The 25,285-nt window shown below is 58.8% G+C and carries 10 protein-coding genes; 5 read left to right on the top strand and 5 right to left on the bottom strand.

Annotation, left to right across the window (positions count from 1 at the left end; all coding sequences use genetic code 11):
- Nucleotides 1–7: 7 nt before the first annotated feature.
- From Q0792_RS17130 to Q0792_RS17120, 3 genes are all read right to left on the bottom strand, one after another.
- Nucleotides 8–928 carry a LysR family transcriptional regulator gene (locus Q0792_RS17130; protein ID WP_298843610.1) on the bottom strand — a complete coding sequence of 307 codons (921 nt, stop codon included), beginning with the start codon at nt 926–928 and terminating at the stop codon, nt 8–10.
- A gap of 399 nt (nt 929–1,327) precedes the next feature.
- Nucleotides 1,328–4,000, bottom strand: coding sequence for a DUF6493 family protein (locus Q0792_RS17125; RefSeq protein ID WP_298843607.1), 2,673 nt, complete (start codon nt 3,998–4,000; stop codon nt 1,328–1,330).
- Entirely contained in the window at nt 3,997–5,337 is a 1,341-nt protein-coding gene (locus Q0792_RS17120; RefSeq protein ID WP_298843605.1) for an SWIM zinc finger family protein, read from the bottom strand. Before Q0792_RS17120 ends, Q0792_RS17125 begins: the two co-directional genes overlap by 4 nt.
- Nucleotides 5,338–5,719: 382 nt before the next feature.
- On the opposite strand from Q0792_RS17120, the gene Q0792_RS17115 reads away from it, so the two are divergent.
- Nucleotides 5,720–6,106: a hypothetical protein gene (locus Q0792_RS17115; RefSeq protein ID WP_298843602.1), complete on the top strand. Its 387-nt coding sequence runs from the start codon at nt 5,720–5,722 to the stop codon at nt 6,104–6,106.
- A 35-nt stretch (nt 6,107–6,141) separates the two neighbouring features.
- Here the strand turns inward: Q0792_RS17115 and Q0792_RS17110 are convergent, their stop codons facing one another.
- Together Q0792_RS17110 and Q0792_RS17105 are read right to left on the bottom strand one after the other, a co-directional pair.
- Nucleotides 6,142–7,434: a PQQ-dependent sugar dehydrogenase gene (locus Q0792_RS17110; protein ID WP_298843600.1), complete on the bottom strand. Its 1,293-nt coding sequence runs from the start codon at nt 7,432–7,434 to the stop codon at nt 6,142–6,144.
- A 153-nt stretch (nt 7,435–7,587) separates the two neighbouring features.
- Nucleotides 7,588–7,962: a c-type cytochrome gene (locus tag Q0792_RS17105; RefSeq protein ID WP_298843597.1), complete on the bottom strand. Its 375-nt coding sequence runs from the start codon at nt 7,960–7,962 to the stop codon at nt 7,588–7,590.
- Between the two features lie 602 nt (nt 7,963–8,564).
- Here Q0792_RS17105 and Q0792_RS17100 point away from each other — a divergent pair.
- From Q0792_RS17100 to Q0792_RS17085, 4 genes are all read left to right on the top strand, one after another.
- On the top strand, nt 8,565–12,683 hold the full coding sequence (locus Q0792_RS17100) for a hypothetical protein (RefSeq protein ID WP_298843595.1): 4,119 nt from the start codon (nt 8,565–8,567) through the stop codon (nt 12,681–12,683).
- Nucleotides 12,680–13,357 carry a hypothetical protein gene (locus Q0792_RS17095; protein WP_298843592.1) on the top strand — a complete coding sequence of 226 codons (678 nt, stop codon included), beginning with the start codon at nt 12,680–12,682 and terminating at the stop codon, nt 13,355–13,357. The genes Q0792_RS17100 and Q0792_RS17095 overlap by 4 nt, the downstream gene beginning before the upstream one ends.
- A gap of 669 nt (nt 13,358–14,026) precedes the next feature.
- Nucleotides 14,027–21,163, top strand: a complete 7,137-nt coding sequence (locus tag Q0792_RS17090; RefSeq protein WP_298843589.1) for an SdrD B-like domain-containing protein — start codon at nt 14,027–14,029, stop codon at nt 21,161–21,163.
- An 11-nt stretch (nt 21,164–21,174) separates the two neighbouring features.
- The gene (locus Q0792_RS17085; RefSeq protein WP_298843587.1) at nt 21,175–24,789 is read left to right on the top strand and encodes an outer membrane beta-barrel protein; all 3,615 of its coding nucleotides are present in this window, start codon (nt 21,175–21,177) and stop codon (nt 24,787–24,789) included.
- The last annotated feature ends 496 nt before the right edge of the window (nt 24,790–25,285 follow it).

Raw genomic sequence — 25,285 nt, 5'->3', positions numbered from 1 at the left:
CATCACGTCACGCCTCGAAAGTAGGCGTGACGCCTTTGGGCGGGTTGCGCTGGATATAGGCCCCGATCTTTGCCAGCAGCGGTTTGCGCGGACAGTTCAGCCGCGACGCCGCCCCGAGGTTTCGCAGGTGGCCCGGTGCCTCAAACGGGACAAAGGACAGGGGCCAGTCATCGTGGCGGAACTGCTCAGCAGCGAGCGCAGACACGATTGTGCAGTCGTCTGAATGGCAGATATGCCGGCAGATCGTCTCGAACCGCAGCGCGGTCAGATCAAAGCGTTTGCTCGCACGGGATTGCCTGTCCGGTGTGGGCAGACGGGCCTCCAGCTCATAGCCAAAAGAGTGCGGCAGGCGGATGAAATCGTCAACCGGTACCTCTTCGGGACGGATTGACGTCAGAGTTTCCAGCGGATGCCCGCGCCGCATTGCCAGAAAAAGCGGTTCGGACCAGATCGAGGTGAAATCCAGTGTCGGGTTATGATTGAGCTGCGCCACGAGGGCTACATCAAGGGTGTGATCCTCGACCTGTTGCAACATGTTCTGAGGCAGATCCTCGATCATTGTCACCTGCATGGTCGGGAACAGATCGCTGAACAGCGTCGAGAAGTATTTTGTCAGATACGGGGCGAGTGTCGGGGTCAGACCAATCTGGAACGGCACCGCCTCGGGGTCGCGAAATTCGGTTGCAGCGTCCCTGATTTTCTGTGCACCGGTCAGCATGTCCCCGGCAATTGCGACAACACGCTGTCCAAAGGCTGAAAGCCGTGTTTCGCCGCTCATCCTGATGAAAAGGTCCATTCCCAGCTCTTTTTCAAGCTTTCTTATCTGGTTGGACAGAGCAGGCTGAGAAACATGACAGGCGCTCGCTGCGGCACTGAAATTCCCCAGCCTTGCAACTGCCATGACATATTCGAGGTCGCGCAAATTCATAGTGGTCCACCCGGTTTCCACCGATCAGTAGCAAAACCGGGCGTGAAGAATAAGTGTGCTCACGTTCTGTTTATGCGATGGCAGGTTCTGGCCCCTGGCGAAGATCCGTTTTCGGAAGTGACATCCGGCTGGAATCAGGCGGGCCACATGCCAATGCTTGCGTTCTGAAGCGTCGGTCCGCTTTTTCCTGAAACGGTGGCCCGGCCGTTCGTTTTCCACAACATCATACCCGATGCCGGCCGGATGAATGGCATCTTCTAAAACCGTTCGCCCCCGTTTGACGCTGCCGTTCGGGCCGGTGCTTCTGGCGCTGTGGATGCCCGTTCACTCCGGGTTGGCCGGGTGCACTGTGGCATCGGCATGAGGCATTGCATTCATATTGCGTGCCTGACGTACCTATCAGTCCTGGTGCGCCAGCTTCAGGAGCCTGCCTGCAAACCTGGCGACCTTGCCCCCCCCGGGCAGGCCCCCGAGGCAATCCAGTGTTTCCGCGCGTTCGGGTCTGGTGTTGCTGGCTATGTGGAGTTCATAGAGCAATTCCAGCATGCCACCCATGTCACGCGGGGTCTGCTCTGGCGCAAAGTTCAGCAGATGCGTGATAACATGGCGGCAGAAATCGCCGGCCCCGGCCTGTGCAACAGCAGAGAGCCCCTTTGTCCAGCGGCCGGTCGGTAGCGCACCAGTCATCAGAAACTGCGCCAGTGCATCTGAAAACTGCTTTGCATCCAGTTTACCGGTCAGGGCCAGTTCCGCGACCGCATCTGATGCGAGCGATGTTACGGACTTGTCCTGTGACGCCAGATAGTAGGCCAGGGTCGCATGTCCCAGAGGGCCAACTCTGACCCCCGGTCGCAGAAAAGGTTCCAGAAAACCCAGGCAATAATGGTCCGAAAGCTTCTGATCGGTGTCGAGCGAAAGGATCGCCTGCCGTAAAAATGGTTCCTGCCAGCCCGGGCGTACCAGCGATGCCCAGGCCACATCCTCGAACACCGTCCCACAAAATGTGCCGGCAAAACAATATTCCGGATCTGGCGGGTAAAACAGCGCGGGAATAGCGGCGCCTGGGTTTTTTCCGGCGATGTTTTCTACGGGAACAGCGATGCGCGGCCAGAAATACGACCCATCATCTGAATCTTCTCTCCATGCTTTTAAAACGGACACCGCAGGCGTGCCGCAATCCGGTAATTCTGTTTCGAAAAGACCACTGATACGCGGGTCCGCCCTGCCGGGCTGACGTGCCGCCCAGGCCGCCGCCCAAAGCGCCGCGTTGCTGCCAGGCTGCTCGTCTGCACCAAGTGCGTACATCACTGCGCGCCCGGTCTCTGTACGGTCGGAAAAATCTTGCAGTGCCTCTGCCCTGCTTTCAGGGGCAAGGCGCAACAGCGCGAGCTGCAGATCAGTGTTACCCGGCTCCAGCCCCTTGTCGCGCCAGATTTTCAGCCGGGACACAAGGTCGTCGGCTGAAATGTGGCCGGACGTATCAGATGGCAGAGACAACATCGGTACAGAATGGCCGGACATGACCTGTGCTAGTATTTCCGCGTTCCGGTCCATCAGCAGACGCCCGAATGTTCCGGGGATCAGCACCGGACGCTGCGCGTTCATCTCCCGCTGGTGCCACGGCATGTGCTGCAGAGTGCCCTCCGCAAGATCACATCCTGTCACAGCCAGTACCAGCCGTACCACGCTGTCATTCCTGTTTTCAAAGAACTGGCGCGCGCGCTTTTTCAGTGGCGACAGGGCATGGCTGTCTTTACGGAGTGCTGCTCCGAACCGTGCCAGACCATCCACTGCGCGCTCAACCGCAAAGGGGTCGCGGTGGTTTTCCAGGACTGACAGGAAAAGGGCCAGCGCATCTTCCGGGCCTGTTACAGGCGACACAACGGAGGCAGCGACAGCGTGTCTGACCGGTTTCAGATCATCGGGCTGCACCTGCTTCAGACCGGACAATGCCGCCATGCGCGCCCGGACCGAAGGAGCGGCGAGCGGGACAAACTCAGCAACAGCCGAACGTATGGAAACGTCCTGTGTCCCGCCGAGGGTTTCAATGAGGTCCAGCGCCTTGTCCTGCACGCCAGCGTCCTCACTGACGAGTGCAGATGTCGCAACGCCGGCCGCACGCAGCGACAGGGACGGATCACGTTTTGCCGCAGATGCCACCAGCCGCAACGCTGCAGTCACCGTACCTTTTGCGCGTGCCTGAAGGGCAGGTTCCAGAGCGTCCAGCAACGCGGCCGGCGAAATGGCCCGGGCTTTGTCGGCGATCTGCACCGCTTTGACTGCAAATGTAACCGTCGGCGGGACCGACGATGACAACAGCCTCAGATATCGTGGCGCTCTCTCCGCAATTTCCTCTGGCGCAGGCTTGAGCAAGCTGTGAAAGCGCGAATACCATCCGGCAACGAACTGGCCAAAGTCGCGGTCGAGGGCATCAAGCGAGGCGTCCAGCAACCTCCCGCGATCCAGTTTGCCGGTTTCTGCACAGTTCAGCAATCGATGAGCCCATGTGGATGAGGGTTGCAGGTATTTGTCGCATGCCGCGAGGCTGAATTCTCCACCCCCCTCAACTTCAAAGAACCGCCAGACATCGGTTGAGAAAAAGACATCCTCTTCGAGCTCACCATCGCTGCTCACATACCCCTGCGCATAATACCCCAGAATGAAGGCGTCACTGGTGGGTCGCGGGCAGAGCCCGGTTTCCCAGACAGGGGCCAAACGGGGAACAATGTGTGGATTGTGTTCGATCAGATCCGTCACCCATTCTTCGACCCAGTCGGGCTGGAGAACGCGTAATACTTCATCAATGCGCGGTTTTCCGGGCAGTTGCCACAGCCGGAGCGCTTTCAGGTCCGACAGAGTTGCCGTCGCAAGGACCGCGATCACGACAGCATCGTCATCTTTAACTTTGGGCCGGCCTGGTTCGTTGTGAAAAACCGAAATCGTGTCTTTAAACAACCGGATCACAGCTTTTGCATGTTTCCGGCGATCGGACCATGGCATCCCGGACATCAGGTTCAGGACACGGACGGCGCTTTCTGCACAGATGAACCCAAGCACCTCCTCTTCGGTCATGCTTGTCGCTCCAGATACATCTCAGTCGCCAGCACGTGCTTGCATGGTCCGCGTTGCCCGCCGTTTCTCGCAAACCAGGGGCAGGTGCAGCGCCATTTTTCACCATCGCGTCTTACACGGTGTGTAACGCCTCCGCTCGATATCTCGGCCAATTCGCCGGCGACCTGTACCGCACCGGTGGCCAGAAGTTTTTCTGCTGCCTCCAGCCTCGGATTAAGTGATGCGACACGGTCCGGATCAAAAGGCAGTACCCTATGAAAGAAGGTCTCAGCGCCCAGGTCAAAACCCACCAGCCCCATGGCAGCCAGTTCTGCAAGCGCCGCCCTGACAGCAGGTTCCGGCAGACCAGTTGCAGTGACCATCGCGGCCGGGTCGATCCTGTCCTGCCAGTGCAGCTGTGCACGAACAGCCGCTGTGGCGGTCCCGTCGGAAACCGCGATCTGACTGAGCAGGCCGCCATCGCCCGAAAAGCCCTGCCATGGATCAGCATTCAGAACCATGTTCAGGCGCTGTGAGCCAAAATCCAGCACCCACGCCGTTGCACCCGTTCCGGCGTTGATAAAAACATCAAGGGCGTCGAGCTTTGGAACCAGTGCCTCCAGCACGCGCAGGCGATGCGCGGCACGCAGCGGCACGGCACCAGCGCTTTCCCGCGCTGACAACCGTGCCAGGCCACCGGAAACCGATACCCAGTAAAGAGCGTTGTCTTTGCTGCGTGGCAGGCTGCGCAAAAATTTCTGTGCGGCAACGCGCGACAGGCGGAAGGCGGGGGTCATTCCGCTCATGACGATCTGTACTTCGGCAAATCCCCTGATCCATCGCAGCGGCAGCGGAACCTTTTTTTCCACAAGTGACTGGCCGCCATGAACGACTTCGACGGCATCTGACCCGACCCTGAGATCAAACACTGCATCCTTTCCGACAGTCGCCAGCGCACCGCGCAGCGGCGCGCCGAAATCCACATTCGTTGTACCGCTTTGCCGATGGCTGACATCCAGGGCCGCATCCCCGACATCCAGGCGCATGTAGGCGCTGCAACAGGCTGAGAACCCTTCAAAGCGGACAGCGCCGGGGCTGACAGTAACAACGGGGTCTGCTTCACGCAGAATGCGCGCCAGCATGGACGGGGGTATATAAAACCGTGACGCGACTGTTTCAGAAACCGCGCGCAGACACCGCGCTGTGACATCGGGGAAAAGTGCCCGCGCGGTCAGGAAACGGCGGGTCGCACATTCGGGCTGTGGCATGTCGCTGGACAATGCCAGCAATGGATTTTCAGCGGTGCCGCTGAGAGAGGAAGCTGCGGCATATGCATAGGTGTGCTCAATCGTGGGCATCGCGGGTCTTCCTGTCGGCTCTGGGTAACAGAGGGACTTATCCCACAGCCAATGTCCATCCCCTGAAAACCCGGCCAACAGGCAAACCGGCGAGGCCCCTGCTGGTTCGGAACCCGTCACAGGTGATGTCGTATCCCGACGAAAAATCGGTGTTATGCACTCAATCCTGACCGCATGATCCGCAGCCCTGTAGCCCGGCAATCGGGTCGCTCGGCGCATGCGTCGAAGGCAGGGCTGGTCCGGCTGGCCGGGCAAATACCTTTTGGGAATCGGATGCCTGCACGCGCCTGACGGCCAAGGCGGGGCGTTAGCCGCAGGCCCTGTGATCTTGCCGGAGGCAGAATTTGTGGCGATACTGCACGGCAATACGGGGGGATATGCTATGCGTTTTGCGACGCTGCAGGTATTCATTCTTGTTGCGCTCAGTCCGGTGGCCGCCGGAGCTGAAGTGTCCACAGCGGTCGAACGTGCCAGATCGGGCGCGTTTGAGGAATCCGGTGAGGTCCGGTGTTCTCAGGAGGTCGGGCAGTCACCGGGCACATGCGACGCGAATGTCGCCCGCAGCGGCGCATCGGCTGCGGTCGTCGTATCCTTCCCGAATGGCTTTGCGCGGACCCTGACTTTTTCGGATCGGGCATTTCTGCGGGGCAATCCGACGATGTCCGGCGTCGGGACTGATACGGACTGGCACCGGTCTGACGGTGTGTATCATATCCGTGTTGATGACCAGCGCTTCGAAATTCCCGAAACGCTGATCTTTAAAGATTAAGCCGCCCGGTCCCGCCGGGCGACCCGTCCCGGCCATCAGCCGCCAGGCGTGAGCTTGTAGATCGTACCTTCATCGATCGCCGTGTACAGGCTGCCATCCGGTCCCATAACGACCGACCGGAACCGTCCGGTGTCCATCGGCAACGTCATTTCGGTCACATCTTCAACGTCAGTGTTTTCGTCGTTGAACTGGATAACGTCGATACGCTGTCCGATCGGCGTGCCACCGAAACCGATACCCATGATGCCGACTACCATTGCCCCGTTCCAGTCGCCCCAGGCATCACCTTCAAGGAAGGCCGCCGACGACATGCCCTGTGACCAGCCGTTGTTGTTCCAGATCGGCGGCATGGCATCGGGGTAGGTGTCGAAATCCGTCATCGGCATCCAGGCAGCCCGTTCGTAACGGTTCATGCCGTCTTCCTGGTTCGGGCTGTAGCCACAGTAATCGTCCGGACAATCGCCACGCCCCGCCATGTTCGGCCGCGGATCCCACCCGGCGTTGCCGCCGTTTTCCAGGATGGTTATCTCGTCCGAGTGCCAGGGTCCGTGTTCTGCGGCAATTGCCTGTCCGGTCTCAGGGTGGAAAGCGATGCCCTGCACGTTCCGGTGCCCGTACGTAAAGATACGGCTGTCAAAGCCATCGGGCGGCGAATTGTCGGGATGCGCGTTGCCATCCGTATCGATCCTGATGATTTTCGAGCCCATCATCGTCGGGCTTTGCGGCACCTGACCATTGTGCGTATCACCCGTGGTCAGCCAGAGTGCACCATCCGCGCTGAACCGCACGCGTCCGCCGTTATGGGCGCCCGGTCCCCCGAACGGATGGTTGGATGCGGCCATTTTGTAGGGGACGTCGTCGATAATGTCCGTCCGGTCCGATACACCGGTGAAATCATCATTCACCGTAAACCGCATCAGCCGGTTTGTATGTGGGTCCGACATGTTCGATGTTGAATACACGTAGATACGACGGTTATCCGCAAAGTCCGGGTCAAAAGCGACGCCCATCATTCCGGCCTGTCCCTCGCAGAAAAGGTCAGACCCGTTTGAGGCATAGCCCGCTGTTTCTCCAACACCGTAAAGCGCGTTGATTGTGCCGTCCGGCATGCGCACAGAAAGGCCTTTGCATTTTTCGGTAAACAGCATCGTGCCATCATCGCGGAAGGCCATATCCCAGGGGTTCTCCAGCCCCTCAAGAACCGCTTCCGACTGAAGATTTGTTGTGTTCATCCCGCTCTGGGCGAGTGCTGGTGATGACAAAACCGCCGTTCCGGCGACAAGCGACGCAAAGACCGAGAGCGCCGGACTATTCATAGAACGAAACATAGTATCCTCCCTTGGATGTTGTCTCGCGCCACCCGGGGGTGATTACTCACTCTTGAAAACCGTGCAGCCCGAGGCACCCATCCTACGGCGCGGCATAATTCCCGGTCAACGGGAAATTTACCAAGGGTAAAGCTGCCTGAGATTGTTCAGAGATCAGTCGAACGCCGTGGCGACGTAGACTGCGAGGTTCGCAATATCTTCATCAGACAGCTTTTTGGCATGTTGGATCATCAGGATAGAATTCGGGCCGATTTTCTCACCGGCCCTGTATCTTTCAAGCATCTCTGCGATGTGTTCCGGCTCTTTGTCGGACAGTTTCGGATAGCTTGCAGCACCCTGTGCCTTGTTGCCGTGACACGCACGACAGGACTTACGGAAGATCTTCTCTGCTGACTCGAAATCGATGTCCTGCTCCATGATGACCGGATCGTCGGCTTTCACGGTTCCGGCGTCAGAAGAATCCCCGTCGGCCCGGGCGGCAAAGCCGGATATGATCAGGAAAACTGCCAGAACCTGAGATTTCAACATTGGCACACACTCCACTGCTCGTCTTTCAGGCACTGTTCTACGCGGTTTTGGCGACACATCCAACTTTCTCCGGACATCGGGCATTCAGAAGCGCCCACCGGAGGCAGGGGTCAAGGTTCGAAAGGCGGGATGCACAAACCGGGCGAATGGCACCGGAAGGGACGCAGCGTTAACCCCATGCTGGTCGATCAGGTCACCAGGCTATGCGTATGGTGCCGCTGACGACTGTCCGGGGCTGCAGGGGTTGTGCAAAAAACACGAAAGCGGCCCGCATCCGCCTCCCGGTGCGCCGATGGGGCCAGACCGGCATCCTGCACTCTGCTTCGTCAGAGCAGCAACCCCGCTTGTACAAGGGATCAGACAGTGCCGGAATGCTCCGTTTTCAGGTCAGAGCGCTTTTTGCCCGGTGACTGAACTGACAGAGACGGTCGGGTTTCCTGCGGCAGATCCTCGACGCGATTTTGATGAAATTCACTGCGGTTCCGGAGCAGATTTCAGAAAAGCCGGACGCCGTTAACTTTTTACTTTTGCCATGCCCATAACTGTGCAGACTGGACGCATTACACCAAAGGCAATTTGAAAAGCAGGAATAAGGATCAGTTTTGCGTACCAGCGGTTATCAGGATGCTGCGCCACCGGCAGTACTCATTTCGTCTTCCAATGATGTCAACACTGCACGGGAAATGCTGGACGCCCGGATTTCGCGCATTGCCACAAATCTTCGCATAGAGGTTGAGTCCTTTCTGTGGAAGGAAAGCACCAGAGACGGACTGTCACTGAGAAGCAGCGAGACAATTCAGAACCAGATCAACGAGCTTCTTGACGGGCGGATTGAGCTGACGTTTGTCATGTTTGGCGAACGAATTGGTCAGAGCCTCGGTCTGAACCCGCCGCCCGACGCGGCAGGTATTCTTGAGGAGTGGGAAGCGTATGGTCTGACCCATCCATGGCCCGATGATCAGGCCGACCGTAAGGCTGCGCTGGATGCCGGGAAATTTCCACTGACAGGGACAGTATACGAAATGTTTGTTGCCCTGGGGGTCGAACGCCGGGACCGCAAACTGAGGCTGAAAGTGGGTTATGTTGCTGACAAGCCTTTAAGACCGGAGACGAAACTGGGCGATATCTGTTTTAACGGGGGCCGGCTGGAACGTTCCCTTGAAGGCAACAGTGGTTCGGAGGAAAGAGACCGCGCAGAGCGCGAGTACAAACAGCAGACGCATGGTATCATCAATCTGTTTCAGGCGCTTATGCGGTCAGCAGTTCAGCTTGAACCGCATCGGTATGATACAGAAGAGGAAATGGCCGCCGCCTTTGGAGTTGTTGCAGAGGAAAGCCTGCGCCGCCGTGCTGTTGCCGAACACGGCGAGCAGGCGTTCAAACCTGACCTCAGTCATTTCTCGCTCGACGACATTATGAAACTGCCCGACCGCTGGGAGAAGCGGCAGGTCCTTCACGAGCGATTCACCGGTGATGGTGAGGCCGGTCGCGTGCTGCTTCTGACCGGGCCGAGCGGTTGTGGCAAGTCGTCGCTTCTGCAGAAGGGTCTGCTGGGGGAGCTGAAGGGTCAGCTTGCAAAAGCGGTCGCGGTTGCCGTAAGGCCCACCGATTTTTCACCGCGGACAGAAAAAACGCCGCTCCGCAAATTCTATGGCTTTTTGCTCGACGTGCTCGAAGAACGGGGTGTTGCCGGTCTTCAGAAGCTCCGCAGGGTGCCTGCGGGTTCAACCGATCAACAGCTGGATGCAGCAGCATCCGGCCTGTTGGATACGCTCGTCGCAGGTGGGCACAAACTGGTCCTTGGTGTCGACCAGTTTGAGGAGATTCTGGACTACGCATCGCTCGAAGGGGAGGAAGAGAAAAGCCGGCCGGGTTCATGGTGGCAGTTACTGCGGTTTATCGGACGCATTGCGCAGGGACCCGGCATCTGGGTTGCCGCGACGCTCGAGACGCAGAGAAAGGACCGGCTGGAAGAGATGGGTCTCAGAAAGGACGGTGTTCTTCTGTGGGACTCTGAGCATGTCGGGTTCGAGGTCGGCACCGTCAGACATTTTGTTCTGCATGTAGCAAGGGACAAAGGACTGCCGCTGGACATTTCTGTTGCCGAAGCCCTTCAGAGCATGGTTGAGGGGTTTGAAAAGCAAAAGGTGCAGAGCTCCGCGGGCCAGTCCCAGGCATCGTTCCTGCCATTGTTGTCTTTGTGGATGCACCGCCTGTTCTCGAGCTTCAGGGACCGCATCGTCGCACCGGGCGATGACGGGATCACCGGCGTTTTCGACACGTCGACAAAGCTGATAGAACCGCAGGATATCGTTGCACGCGGGCTGCAGTTTGATCTGCAGAACCTTGTCTCTGACCTGGTACAGGATGCCTGGAAGGAAGCCAGCCCGGAGCTGGCATCAGAACTGGCCGGGCTCGGAAAATTCAGAGTTACTGATTTTGACAGCTTCAGAGACCATATCTCCCGTTTGTCTGCTCAGAATTCTCAGATCAAAGCGCTGGTCGCGCACTGCAACACGCCGGCGGGGTTCGACAGCACCTCTTTTCTGGGTGCCCTTGTTGAAGATTTCGCCAGAACAATGCCCGGGGTTGAAGAAAACCCCAAAGAACTCTCAGAGGAAGCACTTCTTTCGCTCGGGCGGTTTTACAGCGGCCTTGTGAAATTTGATGGCTCTGCCAACAAACGCCTGATTGATATGCCCGGGAACAGCTCAGTCGATTCAATTCAGCGGCTCATAAACTCTCACCTGTCGCGCAGGCTGCTCGAGCCGGTCGGTGAGAACGGGGTGCGTCTGGTACATCAGGCTGTCATCGATAACTGGCTGCCCGGGCGGCTTTGGTTTGCGTCCAGGTCTGAACAGTTCGACCGGCGCAGGCGTCTGGAAAGCCTGTCCAGAGACAGGTCTGAGCTGGAAAAGCGGACCGCGGCCGCAGCAAAGGATCTGGTCGTTGATGCCCTGTATGTTCTGGATGGCATGCAGTCTGTCTGGGGCATCCGCAATCTGGGCGATCTGAAAGAAGAGGATCAGAGCACCATTGATTTCTGCTTTGAGATTCTCGCGTCTGAAACGGATGGGACGGAAGTCTTTGAAGTCGAGGAACAGGAACTCAGCCCGCTGAAGATTGCTGCAATTTATGGCCAGGCGGATCTGATCGATAAATGGCTGGACCGACTGCGCCCGAAAAGCCTGATGCAGCGTCTGCGTTCCTCGTTTGCCCCACGGGAAGATGTCGTGAACCGTTCCTACAGGCCCAAAGGCAGCACGCCTCTGATGAGCGCATCCTGGGCAAGTGAGCCAGCAGTCGAAGTGCTTCTGAAGCATGGCGCGAGGTTTAATCAGGAAGATAAAGCCGGATGGCATCCGGTGGCGGGCGCAATCCAGGCCGGTCAGGTTGGTATCGTTCAGAAACTGCTGCCGCTCTACGGCACAACCAATCCGGTTATCGGACCGAGTGGGTTCACTGCTGCTCATGAAGCGGCAAGAAGCACTCAGACTGGCCCGCTGGAGTATCTGGTGCAGAAGTTTGAAGCCCCGCTGCCGGCCTCGGACGAGGTCTATGCAATAACGCCTCTGCAGATCGCTGCGGCTGCGGGCCGGGTGGAACACATCGAAATGCTGATGCCGTTTGGTGGCGTGGCTGAGAGAGATGCCAGCGGCAATACGTGTATCGACAGAGCGGTACATGGTGATCACGGCGTATCTGTCCGGACCATTCTGGAAAGCGAACATCTGGACGACGGTGACAGGACGCTGCTTCTGACCGGCGCACAGCTCTCCGACGACAGGATATCACTGTCTCCGCTGGCGCTTGCGGCTGCACTGGCCGCGCCCAAAGCAATGGCGGTGCTGCTGGAGCACTGTCCGGATCCGACGGACGCGGCGCACAGTTCAGATGGAATGAACCTTGTAGAAGCGCTGCTCCATAAGCACAACGTGCCGTCAACGTCCGGCTCCGTGCAGGACAGGGTTATCGAATGCCTTAATCTGCTCCTGAATAATGACCGCATTCGTAAACTGCCGCTGCAAAGGGCGCTGGAGTTCACACAGTACATTCCGGCCGCGCGGAGGATCATTGAAAACAAGTTCATTCTTGAAGGAAACCTCGAAGGTGTTCCGCCACCTGTTCTGCTCAGTTTTGCGTGCAGCAAACGGCAGCGGGTCGCGCGCGCGGCACTGAGCAAAAGGCCGGACATTCTCGATTTCCTTTTCGAGGATGGCCGTACTGGCGCGCAGTTGCTTTTGCAGAATGCTGAACCGGGTGTACTGTCGCATGCCCTGCGCAAGAAAATTCTGCCGGGTGTCATGGACCCCGCGCTCTTCAGCCTCCAGGCGGCCCTGCGTATCCTGACTGCCTACAAAAAGGGTTCTGACGAGACAAACTGGGCAGACCAGGTCAAAGCCCCGTTGAAGGATCTGTTCATTGGTATCGACCGGACTGCGCTGCATGAACTGGTCCTGCGGTTTCTGGATGATCCGGAAACCGGAGAATTTGCCAGGCTGATTGAAATGGGCGGCAAGGATGGTGAGATCGCGCCATTTCTGCACCGTCTGGCCATTCGCAACGAAGAAGCCATATTCGCAGAAGTTCTTTTCGGGATGTCAGGCTCTGTCCCGCTCGACGCGTTCGGAAGGCGTCCTTCCGAACTGGCCCCGGATGCGTCACAGGCTGATTTTGCCGCTATTGAAAAGAAATACGAAGGCCAGAGGATTGTCCAATGACGCCATTTGAAGTCCCGATGTTTGAATCACCTTTCAGAAGATATTCAGCGGATGAAGCCGATCGCTTTGCGCGCAGAACAGGCTGGATTGATGACAAGGGCGTTTTTGATCCGGATGGTGGCATTATTCAGTCAAAAATGCTGGACTGGCTCAAAGACTGCGAACTTATTACGATGCAGTCCCCCGACTGGGGCGATGTCATGGGCGCGTGGGTGCTGAACAGTGCTACAAACAGACTGACCCGACTTGACGGCAGCTCTGGGCCTATTCATGCGACCAACGCCAAGGTTGGCATCCAGCTGAACAGCGAGAATGTAATCTCGTACCTCGGTTATTTCTGTACTTTTGTGCACGGTGATGAAGGTATGTTCGGTCTGGTCGGATCGGACAGTGAGAGTATTCTTCCGCCCGGTTGGCCCAAAGGGAAATATGCGGAATTTCTGAAACCCGCAAAGCTCGTTAAGGAAGGCGATGATGGGTTCCATGTCGAGGCATCGGTTTTTTACTCGGATGCTGTGTTCTGGTCCCACTTTCTGGTGAAGAGGGACGGTATGTGTGAAATGCTGGATGACGAACCACAGGCTGCTGAACTGGGTATGAAAATCCCGACCCGCCTGAAGTTCGAGGAAATTCCGGTGGAAGCTGCCGAAGAACCTGCACAACCCGACGCCTGAGCGGAGACTGATTGGCAGTCTGACCGGGCAGGCGCATGAAAGCGTTTTACATACTCCGGGCTTTCGACGCGCTCTTCGTCTGGCTGAAGCGATAGGCGCGGCCTGTACGCGTCAGGAGCGGTATTGCGAAAACCTGCAGGCAAAGAGGGCCGGCAGCCGCGCACAGCGGCGCCCTCATCAGATGTGCATATCACAGCGCTGTTGCGGATCTGCCTGCTGCACGGCTGCTCAATGGCATGCATCGGCTTTGTCGCAACAAATTCCATCCAGGCAACCGGACGCAGCGTCCTGAAGACTGCCGGCAGATCGCCAAAATTCGCTGTGACCGGGCGGGCGATGAAGCCGGCCCTGTTGGTGCCACCCGGTCTTTTTGAGCCGGTATTCCTGCCTGCCTGCAATGCTGCAGTGCGCAGGAACGTATCGGGGGACTGCCGGACGGTGGTAACAGGCCCAGCTGCACCGAAAATCACTGCAGGAGCAATCGCACGCCAAAGTGCTGCAGCAGGGGACCGGGTCGCCGAACCCGGTCATTTTGTGACAAAAAAATCACGGGCGGTGCGGGCGGAACGGATATGATCAAAAAAAATGTAAGCCGTTGTTCCCGGATATGAGACTTGGCGGATCGATTTTGCTAGTTCTCGCGAAAACACAGCTTCCGAAGAGATAGCAATGTCAACAGGCTTTATCGAGTATACCTCCCTGCGGAGGAAGTTCTTCACCTTTTGTATCAGTCTGGTTCTTCTTACCTTTCTGGTCTTCACTGCCTCTGCGCGGGCCCAGAATGTCGACTGGCTGCTGAACCTTGATGATACCGGGTTCGATCCGACGTCTGCCGGCAGCACAGCGCAATACAATCTGACAGTCACCAACAACGGATTTGGCCCGGCAGATGCGCCGGTAACCACACTGGACATCGAGGTTCCGCTCACAACGCAGCTGCTTGCGGCGTCAGGGACGATCACGGGGTGCGCGCCGCTGCCTGCAGCGGGCGGCACTACCGTAACCTGCGATGTTCCGGCGATCCCTGCGAACGGTGGAACCGTCAGTCTCCTGCTGGATCTCGAAGTGGCTCAGCAGGGTTCTGTTGTACTGACAGCCAGCGTTCCTGACGCCGGTGATACCGACCCTGTCAACAATACTGTGTCTGAAACGACCACTGTAACGCAGGGCGCTGATACGCGCATTGATGTCCAGGGGCCAGCCACGGCCGCGTCGGGCAGCACGGTGACCTATGACCTGGTGGTGACAAATGATGGCCCGGACGCAGTGTCGGATATTGTCGTTGATTTTCCGATACCTACAGGCCTCATCAACATATCTCCGCCACCCGGCTGCACACTTGGCGGCAGCACATACACCTGTACCATACCGGGGCCGGTTGCAGTGGGCGGTACCGCTCAGCTGAGTTTTGACGGACAGATCAGCGCGGCGGCGTCATCGACCGTGACGCCTGTCGCGAGTATCACCGGTGCCTCCATCCCGGATCCTGACACCGCCAACGGGACTGACAGCCTGGACACCACAATTACCGGCGGCAGCGATCTGGCGATGAACAAAAGCCGCAGCCCGTCCGGTTCGCTGCTTGTCGGTGACACCGCTGTCTTCACGCTGGCGCCATCCTACACCGGCGACAACCCGACCGGACTGACCGTTATCGATGTTGTGCCATCGAACTACTCAATCGACAGTGTCGTCCCTGCCAGTGGGTGGGACTGTACCATCAGCGGCCAGCAGGTGACCTGCACGCTGGTTGGCGGTTCGGGGCCGGGGGCGGACGTGGCGCTGCCAACGATTGCGATCAATACGACGGTTGTGTCCGTCGGTAATCCAGTGAACACGGCCGGTATAACGGCAACAGGTCCTTCTGATCCTGATCCGTCGAACAACTCGGACAGCGATGGCGGGGCGACAATCCAGGAGCCCACAGTCGATCTGGCCGCGATCAAGACGGGCCCGACACCATCGCTCGTCGTTGTCGGCAACCCCTACGACTTCGAGATCAGCGCGCGCAACGAGGGCACAGCCGACTTTTTCGGAACAGTTGTGCTGACGGATAATCTGCCTGCTGGCCTGCAGCTGACCGGTTTTTCCCTGAATGGCTGGACCTGTACACCAGCGCCGGTTGTCACTGGCCCCGCTGCGATCACCTGTCAGCGCGTTTATACGGCGGGCAGTCCGCTTGCTGCAGGCGCAACGACGCCCGCTGTTACGCTTCAGACAACTGTAACACAGACCGGTTCCATCTCGAATTCCGTGACGGTAAGCTCACCCGATCCGAACATTGCGGATCTGAATCCGGGCAACGACACAACAAGCACTTCTGTTTCAGGCAGTACGCCGGGTGCGTCGGCGGATATCGCAGTTGCCAAGACATCCAGCGCAGCGCCCGTCGCGGGGCAAACCCAGACTTTCACCTTCGTCATCAGCAACGCCGGCCCTCAGACGGCCACGAACGTCACATTCACCGACACGCTGACAAACCTCGTCAACAATGTCTCCGGTGGTGTGGGCAACGGACTGGTCAGTGTTTCCGCCCCCGGTGCGTCCTGTGCCTCGCCGTCGGCGGGTGGGCGCAGCATTGCGCTGACCTGTACGGGTCTGACCGTGCCGGTCTGTTCCGGCGCTGGCTGTCCCACTTTTGTGGTTGAAGTGACCCCTGGTGGTGACGGTGGCGCACGCAGCAACACGGCCGAGGTCATTTCAGAGGATATTGCCGACCCTGACCTGACCAACAATGAAAGCACAGTTGGTTTCACGGTTGACCCGCGCACGGACATGACCATTACCAAAGTCGCTTCGCCATCACCTGTCGGGGCAGGTCAGAACCTGACCTACGTGCTGACTGCACAGAACGAGAACAATGGCCTGAGTGCCGCAGACGACGTCGAAGTGACCGATACGCTGCCGCCTGACGTCACCTTTATTTCCGCCTCGCCCTCGGCGGGCGCGTGTTCGACAACACCGACACCCAACACAACAACGCTTGCGGGCAGCAACAACCTGATCGAATGCCAGCTCGGGACGATTGCCAACGGCGCGCAGCGCACCGTCACGGTCATTGTGCGGCCAAACCTCGCGACGCGGGGCAGTTCGATTGACAACGATGCCAGTGTGAGCACCAGCACAACCGAAACGGACACCGGTAACAACGATGCTGTGGCAACCGTTGCCGTGAACGACCCAAACCTTGATCTGCTGGTGAACAAGTCAGAGAGCGTTGACCCGGTCGCCGTGGGCGATGACACTGTCTACACCGTTCTTGTGCGTAACCTCGGACCCTCTGCTGCGGAAAATGTCGTGGTTACGGATCTGTTGCCGCCGACGGGTCTCAACTATCAGTCGCATACCATCAGTACGGGCGGCACCTGTCCGACCGCGCCGTCGCCGGGCGATCTCAACGGAACGCTGATCTGTAACTTTGCAATACTGCCGGCCGGTGACACAGGGACGATTACCGTCACAGCGCGTGGTGTGTCCAAGGGCACTGTGGGCAACCAGGTGTCCGTTACGTCGGACGAGGTTGCCGGCGGATTTGACAACAACACCGCCAACAACAGTCAGACCGAAAACACCACAGTACGGACGCGCGCAGATGTCGAGGTCACCAGCAAGGTCGCGACACCGGCCACGGTAGATCTGCTGGATGACTTTGTTTTCGTGATCACCGTGCGCAACAATGCGGGCGCGGGTCTGGCCGAGGCCGATGACGTAATTGTACGCGACAGCCTGCCATCAAACATGCGGCTGACCGGTGCGCCGACCATTCTGGTCACCGCGGGCACGTCGACACTCAGCAGCTGCACCGGCACCGCGGGCGGGAGCGCGTTTGAGTGTAATCTCGGGACCTTCAGCAGCGGCGCCGAGGCGCAGATTACCGTGCCGGTCGAGGTCACATCTGTGGCGTCACTGCCAGAGGCGGTCAGCAACACGGCGACCATCGAAACATCGTCGCTTGACGTCACACCGGGCAACAACACAAACAGCGGATCGGTCACAGTCAGCTCATCGTCATTGTCCGGGAATGTCTTCCGGGACTTCGATTCAAATGCTGCGATCAACGGGATCGACAGTGGGGTCGGGGGCGTGCCGCTGACGCTGACAGGGACCGACTTTGACGGCAACACTGTAACCCGTACTGTGACCACGGCCGCTGATGGCAGCTATTCCTTTGATTTTCTGCCCGCCGGGACCTACTCGATCACCCGGGGTGCGACGGGTGAGGACTTTCTGACCGATGGCACCAGCAGCGCGGGCTCTGCGGGCGGAACGACGGCCTCGCCGACCCAGACCACCGGTATCAGCCTGCCTGCAGGAACCGCCGCAACGGGTTACCTGTTCCCGGTGATCCCGCAGGCGCGGATCGGTATTGCCAAGGCGGTGCAGTCCGGCCCGACCGCAAATGCGGATGGTTCGTTCAGCGTGACGTTCCGCCTGCTGGTCGACAATCTCAGCCTTGAGGCGCTGAACAACATCGTGGTGACGGACCCCCTCGCAGGTGCCGCGCCCCGGTTCGGGATATTTTCTGCGCTGGGATCACCGGCCAGCGATCCGCTTGCGCGCGGCAATTACACCGTTCTTGCGGCGCCCTCCGGCACCTGTGGTGGCCTCCAGCCAGGGTTCAACGGCAGTGGCGCGCAGACAGTTGCAACCGGATTTACCCTGCCGGCCGGCAGCACCTGTACCATCGACGTCAGCCTGCGGGTTCAGCCGACTGTGCCGCAGCCACCCGTCCTTGCTTCAGGCGGCAGTTACGAAAACCAGGCCGCAGTTACGGGCGAGGGCGCGACCTCCGGACAGACCTCGGCCACCAACCCGCTGCTCAGCGACAGTTCGGACAATGGCACCAGCGCAGACCCGAACGGCAATGGTGATGCGACCGAGGCGGGCGAAAATGACCCAACCCCGGTTGCTCCTGCTTTTGCACCAGGCATTGCGCTGATCAAAACTGCTGATACCAGTGCGCTGTCCAGCCCGCCGGTCGCCGGAGAGACCATCACCTATAACTTTGAGGTCACAAACACCGGCGATGTCACGCTGTCCAACATTACGATCACAGACCCGCTGCCGGGTATCGTGCTGTCTGGCGGGCCGATACCGTCCCTGCTTCCGGGCGCGAATGATACCGGCACGTTCACCGCGACTTATGTTCTGACCCAGGATGACCTTGACAGGACCGAGGTGGAAAACCAGGCCACTGTGTCCGGCACTGATCCGTTCGATCAGGTCGTGACAGACCCCTCGGGAACAAATAATGGAAACGACACCCCGCTTGTCACACCGCTGGCATCAGATCCTGCTCTCGCCCTTGTAAAGATTGACGACGACAGCGGGATCGGAACACCAACAATGATCGGCGATGTGATCCTCTACAGCTTTGAGGTCACGAACACGGGTAATGTGACGCTGAACAATATCACACTTACTGATACACTGCCGGGTGTCGCACTCTCTGGCGGGCCGATCCCCAGCCTGGCGCCGGGCCTGACGGATACAACAACCTTCACCGGCAGCTACAGCGTTGTGCAGGCGGATCTGGACAATGGCCGCGTGGAAAACAGCGCGGTTGCAACAGGCACGCCAACCGCGGGCCCACCGCCCGGAACTGATATCTCGGGCACCACGATTTCCAACGACACACCAACAGTGACACTGATCAACCAGTCGGCGGCGATAACCCTCGTCAAATCCGTGGACGACAGCGCGTTTCTGACCACTGCGGCTGTACCGGGTGACACCCTGACCTACAGTTTTGAGGTGACAAACACGGGCCTGGAAACGCTGAATAATATCACCATCTCGGATCCGCTTCCGGGTCTGTCCATCACACCCGGCCCCATTGTCAGCCTTGCGCCGGGTGCAGTGGATAACACCACTTTCGTCGGGACCTATACGATCACCCCGGCGGACATCACGGCGGGCCAGATCGACAATATCGCGACAGTAACCGGGAACTACACGGATGGTTTCGGGGTCCCGCAGACAACCACGGATGACGACGACGCAACCGCAGTGCTGGTTCCTATTGATGCTGTCTCAGAAGTCTTTCCGCCCTTCACCGGGGACGGGGGAACAACAACGTCGATCCTGGCCTCTGACACAGTGCGCAATCAGCCGGCGACACTGACGAACGTCAATCTTTCAGTCGTATCTGAGGACCCGGGCGTAACGCTGGACCCGGCCACAGGTCTGATCACACTGGCGCCGGGCAATCCGGCGGGCACGTATGATGTCACCTACGAGATCTGTGACGCGCTGAATCCGACGATCTGTGACACGGCGGTTGAAACGGTGACCCAGGGATTGCTGCCGGCAATAGAAACGACAAAAACACAGACCGTTCTGGACAACGGAGATGGTGTGACGGGCGTGGGCGACACCATCAGCTACACCATTCTGGTGGAAAATACGGGCAATACAGTGCTCGAAAACGTGGCCCTGGTGGACACGCTCAGCACACTGGCGGGTCGAACCGTACCGCTTGGTACCGGACCGGTTTTTGACTCGGCCAGTCTTGGTTCTGTCGAGGGTGACCTGCTTATCGACGAAATTGCCACCTACACGGCGACTTACCTGCTGACAGTCGCAGATGTGACTGATGGCGGCATGAGCAACACGGTAACAGCGTCAGGGCTGACAGTGATCCCGGCTGGTGTGCCGGGTACGCCGACCACAATCGACGATGTTTCTGATGACGGGATCGACACAGATGGAAACACCACCGACGATCCGACGCAGCTGTCGATTGCGCCATCGCTTGCGGCGACCGGCCTGACACTGGAAAAGACCACCCCGCTGGGTGTCGTGACCCGCGGCGCCGTGGTGCCTTACACCATCACCATCCGTAACGAGAACCCGGTCGTTGGTGGTTCGTTCAACATCGTGGATGTGCTGCCGCCGGGGCTTTTGTATCTGCCGGACAGTGCGACGCTGAATGGCTCTCCGTTTACTGCGACGGTCATAGGTCGCACCGTGACATGGATCGGCGTGCCGGTGCCGCCGTTTACAACAGTGAACCTGACGCTGCGGGGCCGGGTTACTGATGGCGCGGGCCCGGGCGAGCTGGTCAATACCGCATCGGTGCGCAACCCGACGACCGGGGCGCTGATACCTCCCTTTGCGACGGCAACGATCCGCATTATGCCGGAAGCTGTATTTGACTGTGGCGATGTCATCGGCAAGGTTTTTGACGACAGAAACCGTGACGGGTATCAGAATCCGGCGGGCTCAACGCCTCAGAGCAGCGATACGCTGGCAGACACCGGTCGCCGCGAGGGAGAACCCGGTTTGCCCGACGTGCGTCTGGTGGGCGTTGACGGAACAACGATCATCACCGACCAGTACGGCCGCTATCATGTGCCGTGCGCCATGCTGCCAGAAGATCGCGGCTCGAACTTCATTCTCAAGCTGGATACGCGGACGCTGCCCACCGGCTTCCGGATGACCACTGAAAATCCGCGGGTTGTGCGTCTGACACCGGGTAAACTGACCGAGATGAACTTTGGCGCAGCACTCACGCGTCTGGTCCGGGTTGATCTGAACATGGCCGGTTTTGAGGTGACGGAAAACGGGCGTCTCGCGCTGTCGGCACCGCTGGCGAATGGCCTTGACGGGATGCTGCAACAGATTGCGGACACGCCGGTCCATCTGCGCATCGCTTTCCACCTGCCACAGTCGGCTGACCGTGTGCAGGAACGCGCAGCGCGCACCAGGATGCGGCTCGTTGAACGACATATCCGCAAGGCCTGGCGCGACATCGGGCAGGTCAAACTGACCATCGAGCGGACGCTTGTCCGTCGCAGTCAGTGAGGGGGCGTAACATGATCAGATCTCCCCTTATGCTTTCGGTTTCACGCGCGGCTCTTTTCAGCGCCGGGATGCTGGGTATGACCATTGTGTCTGCCGCACCGGTTCATGCTCAGGATACGCGGGACGATGACTGTTATGACGCTGTCGTTCCCCAGCCCGAAGACTGTTACCGCGCAAACGCGGGCCTCGTGGTGGCAATGCCCCCAGGTGAGAATACCGAAAAGATCGACACCTCGCCCGGTGGCAGCTTTGAGGAGCAGGGATTTTCGATCTCGATAGACAACGAAACCGTCGCCGGCGCGCCTGCGCCGGTCGACCCGCGCCGTCCTGCTGATATTGCAAACGCGCGCCGAAACGTTGACCTGAGGTTTGACGGGCTGAACGAACAGCGGCTGCTGAATGTGAGCACGTCAGATCTGCGCGCGGCTTACCGCGCCGGAGAACAGGTTCGTTTCCGCGCTTCCGCAAACTACCCTGCGTATATTGAACGGGCTGAGATCCGTATTGTTGATCTCAGCCAGCGCAGCAGGCCGACGGTTGCGCGTCTGCCGGTTGCCGCCAACGGCACGGTTAGCTGGACCATGCCGCAGGATGGCGCGTCGCAGCTTGCCTATGTGTTGCGTGTCTATGATGCGGCCGGGCGTTTTGACGAGACACAGCCGCTTGAACTGACCCGGACAACTGCCGCCTTTGATACGCATGAGACCGTGCGCGGTGAGAATATTGCGGCGGGCGAGGGGGAAGACAGAACGCGCCTGCGCAACATTCCGACAGGCGGCGGGCGGGTGACTGCATCCGGGCAGGTCGCTCCTGGAGCCCGGGTCATCATCCGCGGCGAAGAAGTGCCGGTGGACCCGTCGGGACGGTTTGTCACAACGCGTATTCTGCCCGCCGGATTTTACGAGGTGCCCATCGAGATCATCAAGAACGGCCGCAGCGAGACGATCGTCCGCAACGTGGAAATTCCCGAGCATGATTTCTTTGGGGTAGGGCTTGTCGACCTGACGTTTGGCAAAAGATTTGACGATGATCTTGCTGAAGGTGATCCGGAGTATGACGATACCTATGCCGAAGGCCGGATTGCGGGTTTCGTCAAAGGTACGACGGTCACCGGATATCGCTATACGGCGTCTGTGGACACCGGGAACGGCCCGCTGAACGAAGCCTTTGACCGCCTGGACGAAAAAGATCCGCGGCGTGTGATCTCGCGTCTGGATCCTGATGATGTGTACCCGACTTACGGAGACGACAGCTCATCCTACGATGACGCGCCGACCTCCGGACGGTTTTACCTGCGAGTCGAGCGCGACCGGACGCGGTTTACATTCGGCGACTTCAAGGCCGGCATCACGGGCACGGACCTGCTGTCTTCGACGAGGTCACTGTATGGCGCTGAAATCAGCCATGAATCGCTGGAAGTCACAGAGGACGGGAACGCGCGAACGAGCGTGAACGTCTATGCGGCATCACCGGAAACACTGCCTCAGAGGGATGTGCTGCGTGGCACCGGAGGATCGGTGTATTTCCTCAGCCGTCAGGACATCAATGGTGGATCCGAAACCCTTGCCGTTCAGGTAACGGACCCGGTCACAGGCAGAACAGTCAGCTCCCGTACCCTGACTGAGGGGGTGGATTACGAAATCGACTACATTCAGGGTGTGGTCATCCTGGCCGAACCCCTTTCTTCCTCGGCGTCTGATGGCTCGCTTGTCACCAGTGGCTCGTCGGGAGAGCTCAATGTCGATCTGGTTGCGCAGTACGAATACACACCGGTCGCCGGAACGCTGGATGGCGCATCCACCGGCGGTCGCGTCGAATACTGGGCTACCGACGATCTGCGCGTTGGTGTTACCAGCATGCGCGAGAACACCGGTACGGCAGATCAGAAGCTCGATGGCGTCGACCTGCGGTATGAACTGGGTGAGCAGAGCTATATCGAGGCCGAGATTGCCCAGACTGAAGGCCCGGGTTTTGGCCGGACCCTGTCTACCGACGGAGGGTTGTCCAATACCACTGTGGGAACCGGAAGCGGTGAAAAAGCGCGGGCCTACAGCCTTGATGCCTACCTCGACACCACCGAGATCGGCCTCGGAGTGCCCGGCAGTATCGACTTTTACTACGAGCGGAAACAGGCAGGCTTTTCGACACTCTCCGAAGACATCACCAGCGATCAGAGGCTCTGGGGTGTTACAGCCGATGCAGAGCTGAACGAGAGGTTGACCCTTGGTGTCGATTTCGAGGATTTCCAGAGCGATACCGGCGACGCGCGCACAGAGGCAGAAGTCAGACTGAGCTATAAGCTGGATGATAAATGGTCCGTTGATGCAGCCCTGGCGCATCTTGACCGGGACGCAGTCTCAAGTCCGTCAGACACAGGGCGGCGGACCGATGTGGCGCTTCGCCTTAACTATGAGCCGGATGAAGACCAGCTCTATTACGTGTACGGGCAGGGCACCATCGCCCGGTCTGGTCAGATTGACAGAAATGACCGCATCGGAGCCGGGCTTGAGCTTCAGCTGAGCGAAAAACTGTCTCTGGGTGCCGAAGTTTCCGGCGGCGACGGCGGTTTTGGCGCAAAGGCACGTCTTGGCTACAGCCCGACCGCGGACAATGAGATTTATCTGGGATATACGCTTGATCCGACCCGTACCGGTTTTCGCTCGGACACCCTGCTGGGGTCAGCAGAAGAAGAGTTCACAGTAGGCGCCCGGTACAAGGTTTCCGAAACTACGAAAATCTATGGTGAGAACAACTGGGACCTGTTCGGGAACCGCCGTTCGCTGACACGCGCCTATGGTGTCAACTATACGCCCGACGCGCGCTGGACCTTTTCCGGCGCGGTCGAGAGCGGCACGGTTCGGGATGATATTTCCGGTGACTTCGACAGGGATGCAGTTTCTTTTGGCGCGGCTTATGCGTTCGAGGATAAACGCGATGCGCGCCTGCGGCTGGAATACCGGACAGACGACGGGGTTGGGATTGAACAGGACCGTGACACCTGGGCTCTTTCGGGCGGATACTCGCACAAGCTGGACCGAGACTGGCGCTTTCTGCTGAACGTTGATGCGCTGATCTCGAGTTCGGATCAGTCCTCCTTCCGGGACGGAGAATACGTTGAGGCCAGTGTCGGGTATGCGTACCGGCCTGTTGATAACGAGCGGCTGAATATGCTGTTCCGGTATACCTATCTCAAGGACCTGCCGGGTGAAGATCAGGTTACGGCCAGTGGCTCTGCAGACGGCCCGTCACAACGAAGCCATGTTCTGTCAGTTGATGCAATATACGACATCAGCCCGCGCCTGAGTGTCGGCGGCAAATACGGGTACCGGATGTCCGAGATCGCGGACCGTGGCACAGATACCTTTGTAGACAATACCGCCCATCTGGCGATCCTGCGGTTTGACTGGCATGTGGTGCACAAATGGGATGCGCTTGCCGAAGCGCGTATGCTTGTCTCGGAAGACACAGACGTTGATGAGCACGGCTTTCTGCTGGGTGTCTATCGTCACGTGGGCAATAACGCAAAAATCGGTGTTGGGTATGAATGGGGGCGCGTCTCTGATGACCTTACAGATCTCGATTATGACAGCAGCGGAATTTTCGTGAACCTGGTCGCCAAGTTCTGAACGGAAGTGGCCGGGTTCATTTAACTGCCAGTTATCGTTGGCCACATGCCCTGAGGTCATTTCCCCTTTTGCAGGGTGAACTCGCAGTCTCTCCTTGTCCGCCAACTGCAAGATCATCCTTAAGTCGCATGTCCGGTTGTGATGCACGCCTGGTCAGGCTGGCCGCACTGCGGCATGACCGCAACGGGGGACAGGTGCGGTCTGGTCCGAACAGCCATGGTCGACAATCAGGCTGAAATGGGCACCCATGCACTTTTAACCGTTTCTACCTGAAACAGGCGTCGATAAGGGCCATACTGTCAATTCCGTCCTGAATTCCGGGAAGGTCAGCGCCAGAAGGCCGGCGCGTGATCCGGTTTGCCACACCGACGTAAATTTTCACGAAACCTTCATGATAGTCCTCCGGGTGACTCCGGGCGTTCGCGTCCGGTCAGCGGCATGATTTCCAGGGTCGGTACCCCCTCGGGTCGGAATCCGGCGTGGTTCGCCACCCCCG

It is taken from the genome of uncultured Roseobacter sp., from assembly GCF_947495025.1.
Lineage (GTDB): Bacteria > Pseudomonadota > Alphaproteobacteria > Rhodobacterales > Rhodobacteraceae > Roseobacter.
The sequence above is the reverse complement of the archived record's forward strand: the minus strand, read 5'-3'. Positions and strand labels throughout refer to the sequence as shown.

Excerpts from the sequence above, each read along its gene's own strand:
- Q0792_RS17125 (WP_298843607.1), bottom strand. The coding sequence starts at position 4,000 with ATGACCGAAGAGGAGGTGCTTGGGTTCATCTGTGCAGAAAGCGCCGTC.
- Q0792_RS17120 (WP_298843605.1), bottom strand. The coding sequence starts at position 5,337 with ATGCCCACGATTGAGCACACCTATGCATATGCCGCAGCTTCCTCTCTC.
- Q0792_RS17105 (WP_298843597.1), bottom strand. The coding sequence starts at position 7,962 with ATGTTGAAATCTCAGGTTCTGGCAGTTTTCCTGATCATATCCGGCTTT.
- Q0792_RS17110 (WP_298843600.1), bottom strand. The coding sequence starts at position 7,434 with ATGTTTCGTTCTATGAATAGTCCGGCGCTCTCGGTCTTTGCGTCGCTT.
- Q0792_RS17090 (WP_298843589.1), top strand. The coding sequence starts at position 14,027 with ATGTCAACAGGCTTTATCGAGTATACCTCCCTGCGGAGGAAGTTCTTC.
- Q0792_RS17085 (WP_298843587.1), top strand. The coding sequence starts at position 21,175 with ATGATCAGATCTCCCCTTATGCTTTCGGTTTCACGCGCGGCTCTTTTC.
- Q0792_RS17115 (WP_298843602.1), top strand. The coding sequence starts at position 5,720 with ATGCGTTTTGCGACGCTGCAGGTATTCATTCTTGTTGCGCTCAGTCCG.
- Q0792_RS17095 (WP_298843592.1), top strand. The coding sequence starts at position 12,680 with ATGACGCCATTTGAAGTCCCGATGTTTGAATCACCTTTCAGAAGATAT.
- Q0792_RS17130 (WP_298843610.1), bottom strand. The coding sequence starts at position 928 with ATGAATTTGCGCGACCTCGAATATGTCATGGCAGTTGCAAGGCTGGGG.